Annotated in this window: 15 protein-coding genes; 8 read left to right on the top strand and 7 right to left on the bottom strand. The window is 45.3% G+C overall.

Going from position 1 to position 15,294, the window contains the following annotated elements:
- Positions 1–96 precede the first annotated feature (96 nt).
- A complete protein-coding gene (locus tag ACLHR0_RS13515; RefSeq protein WP_436487250.1) occupies positions 97–2,145 on the top strand; it encodes a S9 family peptidase in 2,049 nt (682 codons plus the stop codon).
- A 52-nt stretch (positions 2,146–2,197) separates the two neighbouring features.
- Here ACLHR0_RS13515 and murI read toward each other — a convergent pair whose 3' ends face one another.
- The gene (gene murI, locus ACLHR0_RS13510; protein WP_370912400.1) at positions 2,198–3,016 is read right to left on the bottom strand and encodes a glutamate racemase; all 819 of its coding nucleotides are present in this window, start codon (positions 3,014–3,016) and stop codon (positions 2,198–2,200) included.
- A 2-nt stretch (positions 3,017–3,018) separates the two neighbouring features.
- Positions 3,019–3,681: a carbonic anhydrase gene (locus tag ACLHR0_RS13505; RefSeq protein WP_436487247.1), complete on the bottom strand. Its 663-nt coding sequence runs from the start codon at positions 3,679–3,681 to the stop codon at positions 3,019–3,021.
- A gap of 170 nt (positions 3,682–3,851) precedes the next feature.
- Here ACLHR0_RS13505 and ACLHR0_RS13500 point away from each other — a divergent pair, with 170 nt between their 5' ends.
- Positions 3,852–5,495 carry an ABC-F family ATP-binding cassette domain-containing protein gene (locus tag ACLHR0_RS13500; protein WP_370912402.1) on the top strand — a complete coding sequence of 548 codons (1,644 nt, stop codon included), beginning with the start codon at positions 3,852–3,854 and terminating at the stop codon, positions 5,493–5,495.
- A 76-nt stretch (positions 5,496–5,571) separates the two neighbouring features.
- On the opposite strand, the gene ACLHR0_RS13495 is transcribed toward ACLHR0_RS13500, so the two are convergent.
- Together ACLHR0_RS13495 and ACLHR0_RS13490 are read right to left on the bottom strand one after the other, a co-directional pair.
- On the bottom strand, positions 5,572–5,967 hold the full coding sequence (locus tag ACLHR0_RS13495; protein WP_429050849.1) for a response regulator: 396 nt from the start codon (positions 5,965–5,967) through the stop codon (positions 5,572–5,574).
- 355 nt (positions 5,968–6,322) lie between these two features.
- Positions 6,323–7,285, bottom strand: a complete 963-nt coding sequence (locus ACLHR0_RS13490; protein ID WP_370912404.1) for a hypothetical protein — start codon at positions 7,283–7,285, stop codon at positions 6,323–6,325.
- Positions 7,286–7,423: 138 nt separating this feature from the next.
- Here ACLHR0_RS13490 and ACLHR0_RS13485 point away from each other — a divergent pair, with 138 nt between their 5' ends.
- From ACLHR0_RS13485 to ACLHR0_RS13475, 3 genes are all read left to right on the top strand, one after another.
- Complete coding sequence (locus ACLHR0_RS13485; RefSeq protein ID WP_370912405.1) at positions 7,424–8,116, top strand: ribonuclease H-like domain-containing protein; 693 nt, start codon at positions 7,424–7,426, stop codon at positions 8,114–8,116.
- 18 nt (positions 8,117–8,134) lie between these two features.
- Positions 8,135–9,130: a DNA polymerase III subunit delta gene (holA, locus tag ACLHR0_RS13480; protein ID WP_429050847.1), complete on the top strand. Its 996-nt coding sequence runs from the start codon at positions 8,135–8,137 to the stop codon at positions 9,128–9,130.
- 106 nt (positions 9,131–9,236) lie between these two features.
- Positions 9,237–9,419, top strand: a complete 183-nt coding sequence (locus ACLHR0_RS13475) for a hypothetical protein (protein ID WP_429050845.1) — start codon at positions 9,237–9,239, stop codon at positions 9,417–9,419.
- On the opposite strand, the gene ACLHR0_RS13470 is transcribed toward ACLHR0_RS13475, so the two are convergent.
- The gene (locus tag ACLHR0_RS13470; RefSeq protein WP_370912408.1) at positions 9,416–10,354 is read right to left on the bottom strand and encodes a bifunctional riboflavin kinase/FAD synthetase; all 939 of its coding nucleotides are present in this window, start codon (positions 10,352–10,354) and stop codon (positions 9,416–9,418) included. The genes ACLHR0_RS13475 and ACLHR0_RS13470 overlap by 4 nt on opposite strands.
- Positions 10,355–10,491: 137 nt before the next feature.
- Between ACLHR0_RS13470 and ACLHR0_RS13465 the strand changes: the two genes are divergently transcribed.
- Positions 10,492–11,667 carry an AIR synthase related protein gene (locus ACLHR0_RS13465; RefSeq protein ID WP_429050843.1) on the top strand — a complete coding sequence of 392 codons (1,176 nt, stop codon included), beginning with the start codon at positions 10,492–10,494 and terminating at the stop codon, positions 11,665–11,667.
- 217 nt (positions 11,668–11,884) lie between these two features.
- Here ACLHR0_RS13465 and ACLHR0_RS13460 read toward each other — a convergent pair whose 3' ends face one another.
- Together ACLHR0_RS13460 and ACLHR0_RS13455 are read right to left on the bottom strand one after the other, a co-directional pair.
- Positions 11,885–13,552, bottom strand: coding sequence for a TonB family protein (locus tag ACLHR0_RS13460; protein WP_436487243.1), 1,668 nt, complete (start codon positions 13,550–13,552; stop codon positions 11,885–11,887).
- Between the two features lie 2 nt (positions 13,553–13,554).
- Positions 13,555–13,920 carry a BlaI/MecI/CopY family transcriptional regulator gene (locus ACLHR0_RS13455; RefSeq protein WP_436487241.1) on the bottom strand — a complete coding sequence of 122 codons (366 nt, stop codon included), beginning with the start codon at positions 13,918–13,920 and terminating at the stop codon, positions 13,555–13,557.
- A 153-nt stretch (positions 13,921–14,073) separates the two neighbouring features.
- Between ACLHR0_RS13455 and ACLHR0_RS13450 the strand changes: the two genes are divergently transcribed.
- Together ACLHR0_RS13450 and rpsO are read left to right on the top strand one after the other, a co-directional pair.
- Positions 14,074–14,769: a cell division ATP-binding protein FtsE gene (locus ACLHR0_RS13450; protein ID WP_370912411.1), complete on the top strand. Its 696-nt coding sequence runs from the start codon at positions 14,074–14,076 to the stop codon at positions 14,767–14,769.
- 148 nt (positions 14,770–14,917) lie between these two features.
- Positions 14,918–15,190 carry a 30S ribosomal protein S15 gene (rpsO, locus tag ACLHR0_RS13445; protein ID WP_079470431.1) on the top strand — a complete coding sequence of 91 codons (273 nt, stop codon included), beginning with the start codon at positions 14,918–14,920 and terminating at the stop codon, positions 15,188–15,190.
- Positions 15,191–15,294 lie beyond the last annotated feature (104 nt).

The following is a 15,294-nucleotide window of genomic DNA, read 5'->3' as shown; positions in this document are numbered from 1 at the left end:
TATTTAAATCTATCTCCTATGTTTAAAAACTTCCAGGGTAATTGTTGGTTGCTTTTGGGAACGGTGCTTTTGTCTTGTAATCAAAAGAAAAATACTATGAACGACCAGGCTGATATAAAACCTCCGGTAGCAGAAAAGATAGCTAAAGAACTCAGCATCCACGGCGACAAACGGATCGATAATTACTACTGGATGAATGACCGGGAAAATCCGAAAGTACTGGCCTGGCTGAACGCAGAAAACGCTTACCTCGACACGATCCTGTCGCCCGAAAAAAAGCTCCGCGAAAAACTCTTTACCGAGATGAAATCCCGGATCAAGGAAACAGACATGAGTGTGCCCTATCTTAAAAACGGTTATTACTACTATACCCGTTATGAAGAAGGAAAGGAGTACCCGGTGCATTGCCGTAAAAAAGGCAGCCTGGAAGCACCTGAAGAGGTAATGCTGAACGTGAATGAACTGGCTGCAGGTCATGCCTATTGCCACGTGGCCGGCCTGAGTGTAAGCCCCGATGCAAAATTACTCGCCTACGGGATAGATACGGTCAGCCGCAGACGTTATACCATCCGGATCAAAAACCTGGAAACAAACGAACTGCTCACAGACGAAATTCATGAAACCACCGCCGGCAGCACCTGGGCCAGTGATAACAAAACCCTGTTCTACTCCCGCAAAGATACCGTTACCCTCCGGGCCGATCGTATCATGCGGCATTCACTGGGTATCGCAGCCGACAAAGAAGTATATCACGAAGCAGATGAAACGTTTGATGTAGATGTATCTAAAACAAAATCCGGCAAGTATATTATCATCAACAGCGAAAGCACCTTATCATCTGAAAGCAGGATACTGGATGCGGCTAAACCTAACGAAGCATTCCGCATTTTCCAACCGCGTGAAAAAGATATGCTGTACCATGTGGATCACCGTGATGATAAATTCTACATCACCACCAACTGGAACGCGCTCAACTTCCGCCTGATGGAAACCGCGCTGGATAAAACTTCCCGTGAAAACTGGAAAGAACTGATCCCTAACCGCAGCGATGTATTGCTGGAAGGAGTGGAGCTGTTTAAAGAGTTTACGGTATTGGAAGAAAGAAAGGGCGGTTTAACCCATATCCGGATCATCAATGATAAAACACACACGGAAAAGTATCTGCCATTTTCAGAAGCAGCGTATACTGCTTCCGTGAGCAGCAACCCGGAAATGGACAGCAAGGAACTGCGGTATAACTATACATCCATGATCACACCCAACTCGGTGTATGATTACAATATGGAAACGGGCGCCAATGAACTGAAGCGTCAGCAGGAAGTACTGGGCGGCTATGATCCGAAAGATTATGCAACAGAGCGGTTGTTTGCCACCGCCACAGACGGTACTAAAATTCCGGTGTCCATTGTATATAAGAAAACGTTTGAAAAAAATGGCAAGGGGCCGTTATTGCTGTATGGCTATGGTTCCTATGGCAACAGCATGGATGCCACTTTCAGTTCTACCCGGTTAAGTTTACTCGATCGTGGTTTTGCTTTTGCGATCGCGCATATCCGCGGTGGCCAGGAAATGGGACGGCAATGGTACGAAGATGGCAAGATGTTTAAAAAGAAAAACACCTTCACCGATTTCATTGCCTGCGCCAACTTCCTGATACAGCAACATTACACGGATACCGCGCATCTTTATGCGATGGGAGGCAGTGCAGGTGGCCTGCTGATGGGTGCTGTAGCTAATATGGAGCCTACCTTGTTCAATGGCATCGTGGCACAGGTACCTTTTGTGGACGTGGTTACCACCATGCTGGATGAAAGTATTCCGCTTACCACCGGTGAGTTTGATGAGTGGGGCAATCCAAAAAATAAAGACTCGTACGATTACATGAAATCCTATTCTCCTTACGATAACGTGGAGCATAAGGCGTATCCGAATATGCTGGTAACTACCGGGCTGCACGATTCACAGGTACAATACTGGGAGCCGGCAAAATGGGTGGCGAAATTAAGGGAAATGAAAACAGATCATCATTTACTGCTGTTGCATACCAATATGGAAGCTGGCCACGGTGGCGCCTCCGGAAGGTTTAAAGCGCTGGAGGAAGTGGCGTTGGAGTATTCATTCCTGCTGAAGCTTGAAGGGAAGTAAGGAAGGAGATAAAAAATTAAAGCCTGCCGGTACATGATGCCGGCAGGCTTTTTTATTTGGTGAGCATCTTTGCAGATGTTACTGTTTGCCCATAAAAGATCTCCGCCATCTTATCAAAAATTCCGGGATCATCTGTTGTATAAAAACTACGCTGCTGTTGCTTACTCAGCCTGCTTTCCATTTCAGGATGACGTTTCAGGTAGTCTTTCAGGCTGTGCGCCACAATTTTACCCTGCGACAAAACAGTAATACCGCCGGGTAAAAACTGTTTGATCTTTTTCATCAGCAGGGGATAGTGGGTGCAACCGAGTACCAGGGTATCGATACCTGGTGAGCCCAATAATATCTTATCCAGGTATTCCTTTACAAAGTAGTCTGCTCCTTCGCTTTCATGTTCGTTATTTTCAATCAGCGGTACCCACATGGGGCAGGCCAGCTGATGTGTTTTTACATGCGGGAAAAACTTATGGATTTCCAGCGGGTAAGACTCAGATGACACCGTACCATTGGTAGCCAGTATGCCTACTTCACCGGTTTGCGTGATGGTACCCACCATTTCTGAAGTAGGACGGATCACGCCCAGTACCCGGTTGTCGGGAGCTATATTGGGCAGATCTTTTTGCTGGATGGTGCGCAGCGCTTTGGCAGAGGCGGTGTTACAGGCCAGGATGACCAGCGGACAGCCCATTGCAAACAGTTTTTGTACACATTCCAGCGTATAAGCGTGAATGGTATCAAAGCCACGGTTGCCGTAAGGTGCGCGGGCGTTGTCGCCCAGGTAGATGTAATCGTACTGCGGGAGTTCCGCTACTATTTCCCTGAGTACGGTTAATCCGCCGTAGCCGGAGTCGAATATGCCGATCGGACCCATGATTATTCGGTATCTTTTTGCATCAGGCCGGAACCTGTTAAGTCATAGATCTTTTGAATTTCGTGCAGTACGCCTTCGAAATCAATTTGGAGGTCTTTCAGCAAGCCGTTTTTCAGGTCATACACCCAGCCGTGTACGGTAGGGAATCCTTTTCCTACGTACGACTTCTGTACCGCAGCGGTTTTGATTACGTTAATACATTGTTCCTGCGTATTGAGTTCAACGAGGCGGTTGTAGCGTGCATGTTCGTCGGCGATAGCGTTGAGTTCGTCCATGTGCAGCCGGTAAACATCACGGATGTTGCGTAACCATGGGTTCAGGATGCCGAGATCTTTCGCTTGCATGGCTGCCTTTACGCCGCCGCAGTTATAATGCCCGCATACGATGATGTGTTTTACCTCCAGGTGTACTACCGCATAATTGATGACGCCCATTACGTTGAGGTCGGTATTGGGAACAAGGTTGGCTATATTGCGGTGTACAAAAACTTCACCTGCTTCAAGCCCCATGATCTCGTTGGTGGGAACGCGGCTGTCGCTGCAACCAATATACAGATAGTCTGGTTTCTGGGAGTCGGCCATTTTTTCGAAAAACTCCTTGTCTGTGGCCGTTTTGGAAGCTATCCAACGTTTATTGTTCTCAAATATCTCGTTATATGCTGTCATGCGGTTCCATTTTTATGCGCTAAAGATACGCATAGAAAGATATATGCAGACAACCCTTTCATGATGAATGGATTAACGAGTACTTTTTATTGATATGCCTGGGAGGACGCCTTCTTGGAAACCCCGCATAAAATCTGTACCTTCGCAGCTTCAAAATTTACATAGCCAGCATGATCAGTGTTAAAAACGTAACGCTCTCTTTTGGTAAGAGAGTATTGTTTGACGAAGTAAACCTCAATTTCACAAAAGGGAACTGTTATGGTGTGATTGGGGCCAATGGAGCAGGTAAGTCTACTTTTCTGAAGATATTGTCCGGTGAAATAGAACCGAATAAAGGTACTGTGGAAATCACCCCCGGTGAGCGCATGAGCGTGCTCACGCAGAACCACTTTGGGTTTGATGAGGTTACCGTACTGAATGCCGTATTGATGGGTAATAAGAAGCTTTGGGAAATAGCGCACGAAAGGGACACTATTTACGCCAAGGAAGATTTTACCGAAGAAGACGGTATGCGCGCAGGCGAACTGGAAGCTGAATATGGCGAAATGGGTGGTTATACCGCAGAAAGCGATGCAGGAGTACTGCTGAGCGATCTGGGTGTGAAGGAAGAAATGCATGGAGTGCTCATGAAAGACATTGCCGGTAGCCTTAAAGTGCGGGTACTGCTTGCACAGGCGCTGTTCGGTAATCCTGATATCCTGCTGCTGGATGAGCCTACGAATGACCTTGACGTGGAAACCATCGGCTGGCTGGAAAACTTCCTGGCCGATTACGAAAATATCGTGATCGTGGTATCCCACGATCGTCACTTCCTGGATGCCGTATGTACGCATGTGGCAGATGTGGACCGTGCAAAGATCCAGATCTTCAGTGGTAACTACACCTTCTGGTACGAATCATCCCAGCTGATGGCCCGCCAGATGGCAGATAAGAATAAGAAAATGGAAGATAAGCGTAAAGACCTCATGGACTTTATCGCCCGGTTTAGCGCCAACGCCTCCAAAAGCAAGCAGGCCACTTCCCGTAAGAAAGCCCTCGAAAAACTGGTGGTGGAAGATATCCAGCCTTCTAACCGTAAGTATCCGGGTATCATCTTCAAGCAACAGCGCGAAGTAGGTAACCAGATCCTGAACATAGAGAAACTGGAAAAACTGGTGGATGGCCGTAAACTCTTTACAGATGTTACTTTCTCCGTTAACAAGGGAGATAAGATCGCATTCCTGTCTAAAGATCACCTGGCCCTCACTACTTTCTTTGAAGTGATCAACAATGAAGCAAAAGCCGATGGTGGCAAGTTTGAATGGGGTACCACTGTTACCAGTGCCTACCTGCCAAACGACAACTCCGCGTTCTTTACCAATAAAGACCTGAACCTGATGGATTGGCTGCGTCAATACGTACCACCACATGTAACAGATGTGGATGAGCCTTTCCTGCGTGGATTCCTGGGTAAGATGTTATTCGGCGGAGATGAGATCATGAAGAAAACTTCGGTGCTGAGTGGTGGTGAAAAAGTACGTTGCATGATCAGCCGCATGATGCTGCAGGATCCCAATGTGCTGATACTTGATGAGCCTACCAACCACCTGGATCTGGAATCTATCCAGTCTTTCAACGAAAGTATGATCAACTACAAAGGCGTGGTGTTGTTCACCACCCATGACCATACCTTCATGCAATCAGTAGCCAACCGTATTATTGAGCTGACGCCTAAAGGCATTATCGACAGGCTGATGACCTTTGATGAGTACCTGGCAGATGAGCGTGTGAAAGCACTGCGCGAAGAAATGTACGGCAGCGCGGTTTTAGCGTAAAAGTAAGATAACTGAAAATAATTGAAGCGAATGGTCTGCCGATCATTCGCTTCTTTTTTTAATGGTGTTTTATATCTTACAGATACTCCTCTATTACCTTTAATTTATTTTTATCGAGCGGCTTGGTAATGTACGCCATCAGCTCCGGCGTATGCTGCACTTTTTGCATGTCGCGTACATCCACAGAGGAAGAACACATTATAATCGGGATGGTATTTTTCAGAGAAGTTTTCAATCCTCTGTAGGCCTCAATAAAATCCCAGCCATTCATTCGCTGCATATTCATATCAAGAATGATAAGAGAGGGTAAGGTAGTTTGCGGGGTACTGGAAAGCTGCTCCAGGGCCTCTTCTGCACAGAGAAAAGAGGTAACTATCAGGTGATTGCTTTGGTGCCCCAACATTTTTTTGATGATAAAATGAAATATTTCATCATCATCTACAACGTACACTATTTTATTCATGTCTTCCATGCTTCGGTTTTAATTGGGCTTCTGATCTTATCCAATAATAACAAAAGGCGCACATAAGACGATGTTAAAGAATGAATCACGGGCTAAACCGGCATCATATGCCTGTCACATTCTTCTTCTTAAGCATTGGTCAGGGGAGTGCAGTGGCCTCCGGCTATCTTTAATTGTGCAGCAAAGAACGTTAATTTAATTTTATTTTTATATATATCTTTTTGTCAATAACTAATCATTAACAAATGAGATAAGCGAAAAAAATACCATGAATCCGCTATAAAACCGCCACAAAAGCGAATGGCCGGAGTGAAAGAATAATCTTTGCTCCGGCCATCGACTTTATCCTGAATGCTGATTGTTACTAAAACAAGCCGCCTTTTTTCAGTGTTACTTTACCTTGTCCTATTTTGAAACCGTTGTGATAGATTTCAACTGCATAATCGCCTACCTTGAAATCGGAGTTCTGTTTCCAGTCCATGCTTACAGTTTGTTTCTGACCAGTAGTATAAGCAACTGTTTTCTTGGCAGTATATAATTTTTCAGTACCATCTTCCAGTGTAAAACGGCCGGAACCAAGCGCTTCTACAGCCAGTGGCGCTCCATCCGGAGCAGTAATGGCCACAAAAATTTCTTTATCACCGGTTGGTGCAATACGGTTGTCGTCCAGGTCAAAAGTAACCCGCATCATATCAGCGCGTTTTGCTTTGCTGGTTTCTACTTCTTTACCGTTATTCTTTACACGGATCGGTAACAGTTTAATGTTGGAAGCATGGAGTACGGAACCCAGGTCCACTTTTTTATTCAGACTGTCCTTTACCACAGACACAGAGTCGCGCTCTTTACGTGCATAATCTCTTTCACCAGCCAATACTATTTTTTCACCTTCCAGGCGTTCAATAGTTTCTGAATAACCTTCAATATTGGATTTCAGTTGCTCAATCAAACGACGGGCTTCCGCCAGTTGCGCCTGTGTAGCATTTTTGTTGTTCAGGATAGTAGAGATCCTGGCTTTCATATCCTGTATTTCCTTATCTTTTGTTTTAACCAGGCTATCCATCCGGGTGTTCTGTGAAACCAGATCATCCAGGCGGGCATTGGCCGCATTGTATTCCTGCTGCAGTGCGTCACGTGACGAAGAGATCGAATCTATCTGGGTGCTTTTTTGAACAATTTGCTCGTTGGATTTATTTTTATCATACAACATATATATCCAGGTACCGGCTAATGCTGCAATTAAAATACCGTAAATTAGACCGTTGCGGCTACGTGGTTTTTCTGGTCCGGGTGATCCCGGTGCAGGTGAATTAAAAGTGTTCTCCGTCATAGTTGTGAGTTTTATGTTTATTGTTATATGGTTAAAAATTGTTATTCAAAAGTACTTATAATATTCCTATTTTATAAATAGCTATAAAACTGTTTTTCAATCGTGCTTCCAAATATTGCGTTAGATCAATTATTACTGTTGGACATAGAAACAACACCCGCGGCTCCTGCTATAGAGCACTTATCCGAAGACATGCAACAGCTCTGGCGTGACAAAATTGCAAAAACTGCGCCAGTTTCCGGAAATGAAGATTCAGCATACGCTGACAGGGCTGGCATCTACGCCGAATTTGGGAAAATTGTGTGCATTTCGGCCGGCTTCTTTAGTCTTGAAAATAACAGGTACCAGCTAAGGCTGAAATCATTTTGTAATGATGATGAAGCAGTTGTGCTGTCAGGATTTTTAGAATTAATCAATAAATTCTATGCGAAATATCCCCGGTTCCAGTTTGCCGGGCATAACATCAAAGAATTTGATATTCCTTTTATTTGCAGGAGGTCTGTTATCCATCAATTATCTTTGCCACAGCCTTTACAGCTGCACGGATTTAAACCCTGGGAAATTCCCATGCTCGATACCCTGCATCTGTGGCGCTTCGGGGACTTTAAACATTATATTTCCCTGAAACTTCTAACGGCCGTTATGGGTATTGATACGCCCAAAGACGATATAGACGGCAGCATGGTAGGCAAGGTATACTGGGAGGAAAAAGATCTGGAACGTATTGCCGCCTATTGCCAGAAGGATGTACTGGCGGTAGCACAGCTGCTGCTGAAGTTCAAACGTTTACCGGCATTGACACAGGAAGATATTATTATCGTAAAAAAATAGACAAAAAGCATTCTAGTAATGGAGTACCAGGATATCATCAGGGATTGGAAGCAGCAAAAATTCAAATCATTGTACTGGCTGGAAGGAGATGAGGACTTTTTTATTGACCAGGTGACCAGCTATGCAGAACATGAGCTGTTACCTGAATCAGAAAGAGGCTTTAACCTCACGGTCCTTTATGGAAAGGATACTGACTGGAGCCAGGTGATCAACGCCTGCCGCAGGTACCCGATGTTCGCTGAAAGACAGGTGGTACTGCTCAAAGAGGCGCAGGCCATGCGCGATCTGCTGAAACTGGAAACCTATATCGATAACCCGCTTACTTCTACGGTGTTTGTAGTGGCGCATAAACAGGGCAAAATAGATGGCAGGAGTAAAATGGCCAAGCTCATAAAGGAAAAAGGCGTACTCCTGTCTACCAAAAAATTATATGATAACCAGCTGCCCACGTGGGTTGAAAGCTATGTGAGCAGCCGCGGACTGGCCATCTCACAAAAAGCGGCTATCCTTCTGGTAGATCATATCGGGAACGACCTTTCCCGTATCTCCAATGAAATAGATAAGTTGCTGGTAAACCTTCCCGCCCAGAAAAAGATCGACGAAGCGGATATTGAAAAGTATGTGGGCATCAGTAAAGAGTACAATGTATTTGAACTACAAAACGCCCTGGGACAGAAGAATACGGCTAAAGTATTCCGGATCATCGCTTACTTTGCCGCCAATCCCAAAGCAGCGCCCATCCAGATGACATTGCCCGCACTCTATAATTTCTTCGCTAAAGTAAACCTCATTTTCAGCGTAAAAGGGGGCGAAAAGGAGGTGGCCACGGCGCTGGGTGTACATCCGTTTTTTGTAAAGGACTATATGAACGCTGCCCGTCAATACGGACCCGAAGGAACCGAGAAAGCTATTTTGCTGCTGCACCAATATAACCTGCGGAGTATAGGCATTAACGATAGTGGCGTGGAAGACGGGGAACTGATGAAAGAACTGATGTATAAGGTGATGAATTAATTAATTATGCTGTTTTTTTATGGCTATTGGGGTAAAGAAGATATTCAGATTGCTGTTTGGCCTGCTGTGTTTCGTTTTAAGTAGTTGCTGCGCTTTAATTGTGCTGATGAACATCATCACTCTTCATCGTGGAGCGATCGGGTTGGATCTTAGCATGAGCACCAATACGGCTATGATCATGTGTTTTTATGTAATCGCGTCTGCCTTTTTTCTATGGCGTGGGGTTCGTTTAATGAAGCCCCCTAAAAAGGACGAGCAAAAAACGGAACTCCTGGGAGAAGAATTCTAAATCTTCGCCAGTATCTCCTTTGCCTGCGCAGAATCCTTATCCATTTGTACTATCAGCGCATCTATATTGTCAAATTTCAGGTTGGAGCGGATGTATGCTACAAAATGAACCGTTAATTCCTGCCCGTAAATATCTTCATGAAAATCAAAGATGTGTACTTCCAGACGGAGATCGGTGCCATTAAAAGTAGGGCGGAAGCCGATGCTCATCACGGCAGGTAATAATTCGCTGCGGCCGCTGAGTTGGGCGTTTACGGCGTAAATACCTTCAGCCGGAATCAGCTTTCTTTCGTCGGTGAGGTGCAGATTAGCGGTGGGATAACCCAGCTGCCGGCCCATTTTATCGCCATGCACTACGGTGCCGGTTAAAAAATAGGTGTAATCCAGCAATTCATTGGCCAGCCGGATATCGCCTTCCTGCAGGCTTTTACGGATTTTGGTAGAACTCACCGTAAGATCATGTACTACCTGCTGCGGAATTTCGATCAGGGTAAAGCCATACTGCTGCTGCTCTGCTTCGAGCAGTTCCAGTCCGCCTTCCCGGTTGTGGCCAAACCGGTGGTCGTAGCCTATAATAATGGTGTGCGGCCTGAAGCGCGCTACCAGGAAGTCTTCCAGGTAACTGCGGGCGGGCATCTCAGAAAATTCTTTCGTAAAAGGCACTACTACCAGGTGATGAATGCCGGCACGCTCCAGCAAGGCAATTTTTTCAGGCAGGGTAGTCAGCAGCCGGATATTATTCGGTTTGGGTTGTAATACCTCCCGTGGATGCGGATCAAAGGTAATGATCACGGTTTCGCCGCCGCAGGTGTTGGCAGCCTGCTCCAATTGCTCAATAATGAAGCGGTGGCCTGCATGTACTCCGTCGAAAGTGCCTATCGTGATAACAGCATTACGGAATTCCGGTAAATGGTCTAAGTCCCTGTGAACCTGCATATAAATCAATAACTATCAAAATCGCCGTGCAAATCTAACACATTCGGCGGGCATTCTGCATGGAATCTGTTACTTTTGCAGCCTGAAGAGCATCTTTATTTAGTTTACTTTTTATTTACATATTTATTTATTTCCCGGTGGATAATAATATTTACGCCAAACGCGGTGTTTCAGCAGGCAAGGAAGATGTGCATAATGCCATTAAAAACATTGACAAGGGCCTTTTCCCAAAGGCATTCTGCAAAATTGTACCTGATATTTTAGGAGGCGACGAAGCTTATTGCAATATTATGCATGCAGACGGCGCCGGCACCAAATCTTCCCTGGCTTATATTTATTGGAAAGAAACCGGTGATCTGGGTGTCTGGAAAGGCATCGCCCAGGACGCGATTATCATGAACATGGACGACCTGCTTTGCGTGGGCGCTACAGACAATATCCTTCTTTCTTCCACCATTGGCCGCAACAAACAATTGCTGCCGGGTGAAGTAATTGCTGCCATCATCAATGGCACAGAAGAAATCCTGGCAGAACTGCGGAACCACGGTATCAGCATTTACTCTACCGGTGGAGAAACCGCTGATGTAGGCGACCTCGTACGCACCATCATCGTGGATTCTACTGTTACCTGCCGCATGAAACGTGAAGACGTGATCTCCAACGACCGGATCCAGGCAGGCGATGTGGTGGTAGGGCTGGCATCCTACGGACAAGCCACTTACGAAACGGAATACAATGGCGGTATGGGCAGCAATGGCCTCACCAGCGCGCGTCATGATGTTTTCAGCAAAGCTATTGCGGAAAAATACCCTGAAAGCTTTGATCCCAATATTCCTTATGAACTGGTGTTCAGCGGTAAAAAATCGCTGACAGATAAAATAAATATTCCTGGCTTTGGCGCGGTGGATGCAGGTAAACTGGTATTATCGCCCACCCGTACCTATGCCCCTGTGATCAAGAAAGTGCTGGAGCAATTCCGGCCGCAGATACACGGGATGGTACATTGCAGCGGCGGTGCTCAAACCAAAGTGCTGCACTTCATTGAGAAACTGCACGTGATCAAAGACAACCTGTTCCCGGTGCCTCCGTTGTTCAGTCTTATCCAGGAGCAGTCCGGTACTCCCTGGAAGGAAATGTACCAGGTGTTTAACATGGGACACAGAATGGAACTGTATGTGCCGGAAGCAATAGCAGCTGATATTATCAGCATTTCCAAAAGTTTTAATATCGATGCACAGATCATAGGCAGGGTAGAAGCCGCAGAAGAGAAGAAAGTAACCGTGAAAGCGCCGGCTGGAACCTTTGAATATTAGGTCATAGTGTATAGGGAGTGTATGGAGAGTGCATTGATAGTGCATGAGGAGTCCATCAGAAGTGCATGGAGAGTCCATGGATGATCCATGGTATACCCAGGTATGAGGCATTGGCGAAGTACCCCAGAAGTAATTCCAAGCTGAGGATGATGAATAGAATAAGGGCAGGCCACAGTGTAAAACCGTGGCCTGCCCTTATTGATCATTTATAGTTGTGTTAGTTTTGCAGACTAAACCTGATAGGAAGATTAAACTGCACCGCCACCTGGCGTTCATTTTGCACACCTGGTTCCCATTTCGGCATGGCTTTCACTACCCTTATCGCTTCATCTTCCAGGCCGTAACCTTTCTTTGCGCCTATTGTTCTCACATCATGGATGCTGCCATCTGCATCCACAATAAACTGCACAAAGGTGGTACCGCTTACATTCGCTTTCTGTGCCTGTTTGGGGTAACGGATATTTTTACTAAGATATAATCCAAGGGCATTTTCGCCGCCGGGGAATTTCGGTGGATGTTCCACAAAGGTGAATACTTCTTTATCGTTAGGTGGCGGGAAATTGACGGTATGATCACCGGTTTTCGGTGTCTGTTTGCCAGCATCCAGCATAAAGCGGATAGGCAGGTTAAACTGTACGGAAACAGCCCGGCCCTGATGCCTGCCGGGTATCCATTGCGGCATTCCTTTTACTACACGCATCGCTTCTTCAGCAAGACCAAAGCCCGGGTTTTTTCCCACCGTACGAACATCTGTAATATTACCTTCCTCGTCTACCACATAATTTACGTACACCGTACCTGAAATGTTTTTTTCCTGTGCAGCTTTAGGATACCGGGTGTTTTTGGAAAGATATTTTGCAAGCGCTTCTTCTCCGCCCTGGAAAGTGGGAGGCTGGTCTACCGAAGTATAAACGTTGTCTTTCCTGGTGGTTACCTTTTTAACCGGTGTGGTATCCACTGCGATGGTGGCCGAAGGAATAGCAGCGGCAGTGGTGGTAAGCGCCGGAATGGCGGACGGACGCTTATCGGCCACAAATGCAAGGGAGCAAAAAATGAAGGTAGCCAGCGGCAATACCATGATGCGTCGCAGGTAACTGAATCTGGGAGTGTGGAATTGTGTCAGCATAAGGATTCTTCTTTTTATTGGCGGATGAAAAAAGTCGTTTGTAATACTGAATTGTTTGCTTTGAAAGGCCATCTGGAGGATGGTTTGCGCGTAGCCGGCTATTTCTTCCCCGGCTGCTTTTTTGTCGGCCAGGAATTCATGTACCAGTGCCAGTTCCCTTTTAATCAGGTGAAAGAAGGGGTTGATCCAGCATACCGCGGTAACCAGTTCCATGAATAGTTTATCCGTACTGTGTTTCTCCTGCAGGTGTACCAGTTCATGTTTAAATATCTGTTGCCCTTCGGGCGAATTCAATGATGTTTGTTGATCCCAGAAAATATAGCGGAAGAAAGAAAAAGGCGCTTTGATGTCCTTGTTCTTTACAAACCGGTAGGGAGGAATTTCCTGCACCTGGCTGCGGCGGATGAGGTTCTTAATCCTGAAAAGACTGATCAGTGTTCGTGTCAGCAGCAACGCTATCACCACGATGTACAGGATGTTGAGCACCATGCCGGAACTGATCCCGGGGTTGGCCGGTATCACGGTTTCGCGGATGTTCACAATGCGTGTTGTATAAGACAGCACCGTGGAAGATTCGGCGGCCTGGCCTGGCAGCGGAATTTTCAGGAGGGGGGTGAGCAGGGAAACCAGGGTGATGAGCACCAGGTAGTACCGGTTCCATTGGTGGAAACGGTTATTACGCAGGGCGATATAGTAGTAGCCGTATAAAACGGCTGAACAGATGATCACTTTGGAGAGATAGGTGAGCAGAACTGTCATGGTTAAGATTTTTGGGCTGCTTTAATTTTTTGTACCAGTTTCTCCAGTTCAGCGATGCTCAGTTCTTTTTCTTTCACAAAAAAAGAAACCATGTTGCTGAAGGAGCCGTCGAAATAGCCTTTCACGATATTGTTGACTGTTTTGTGGCTGTAAGCATCTTTGGTTACAAGGGCAAAATACTGGTGTGATTTACCGTAAGCTTTAAAGTCGACAAACCCTTTTTCAATCAGTATTTTCACAAGGGTGGACACCGTATTGTAATGCGGTTTGGGTTCGGGCATTACTTCTATGATATCTTTCACGAAGGCCGGGCCGGTTTCCCAGAGTGCCTGCATGATCTGTTCTTCTGCTTTGGTGAGTTGTTTCATATTGCTCGTTTGTAAAACCAAGTTATAACTAATAGTTTAGTTTGACAACTATTTTTTTAGTTTCAGAGAGATGGATATTTGACATATTATCACAACGAGTTATTTTTTAATTAGTTATTTTTGTCCGCACAGACCGTAAAAAACAGAAAGGACATGACGCCTGAACAACCTATCATACAATTAACAAACGCCAGTATATACCAGGGCCATTCATTGATATTAGCTGATGTGAATATCACGGTGAACAAGGGTGAATTTGTGTATCTCATTGGTAAAACCGGTACCGGGAAATCCAGTTTGTTAAAGACATTGTATGGAGATTTACCTTTAAATGATGGCACGGGACAGGTAGTTGGTTTTGATCTTAAGAAGATGGATTGGAAAAAAGTGCCGTATCTTCGCCGGAATCTGGGTGTGGTATTCCAGGATTTTCAGTTATTAACCGACCGCAACGTGCATGATAACCTGAAATTTGCGCTCCGGGCTACCGGTTGGCAGGATCCTAAGGAAATGGAGAATAAGATCAACGATGTACTGGAAAAGGTGGGATTGGGTACCAAAGGCTTTAAGATGCCGTACGAGTTATCGGGAGGAGAGCAGCAGCGTGTGGATATTGCCCGTGCTATGCTGAATTCGCCAAAACTGATCCTGGCGGATGAGCCCACTGGTAACCTGGATCCGGAAACTTCCGATGGTATTATGCAGCTGTTGTTCCGTATTTGCCGTGAAGGAACCGCCATAGTGATGGCCACACACGATTACATAGTATTACAGAAATTCCCGTCGAGAGTACTGCGTACAGAAAACGGGCATGTAACGGATAATGCAGCTGTGAATTTTTCTTCTTAGGAGTTGTTGAGAAAGAAAATATTACGGATGTACATTATCCTTCATTTATTATTAATTTCCCGTTAATTGGTAATTCCTATTTTTTAAATTACCTTTGCACCGGAAAAATAGCGACAAAAAACATTATTATTACTTATTATTTTTAAAGATGTCTTACTTAACTGTTGAAAAGAAAGCCAATATTTTTAAGGAATTTGGTGGAAGCGAAAAAAATACAGGCTCTGTGGAAGCACAAATCGCACTGCTGACTGAGCGTATCAACAGCATTTCCGGTCACCTGAAACAAAACAAAAAAGATTTTTCTACCCACCGTGGTTTGATGAAGATGGTTGGCCAGAGAAAGCGTTTGCTTTCCTATTTATCTAAAACCAACCTCACAGGCTACCGTGCCCTCATTGAGAAGTTAGGTATCAGGAAATAACCATGACTTAATTATAGCGCTATTCCCAACTTATATGGTTGGGAATAGTTTTTTTGTATGTATACCTTTTGTTATTCTTTAGCGATCAAAAAAGAATAATTTTA

The organism is Chitinophaga sp. ARDCPP14 (assembly GCF_051362515.1).
GTDB lineage: Bacteria > Bacteroidota > Bacteroidia > Chitinophagales > Chitinophagaceae > Chitinophaga.
This window is presented reverse-complemented; position numbering and strand designations above follow the sequence as displayed.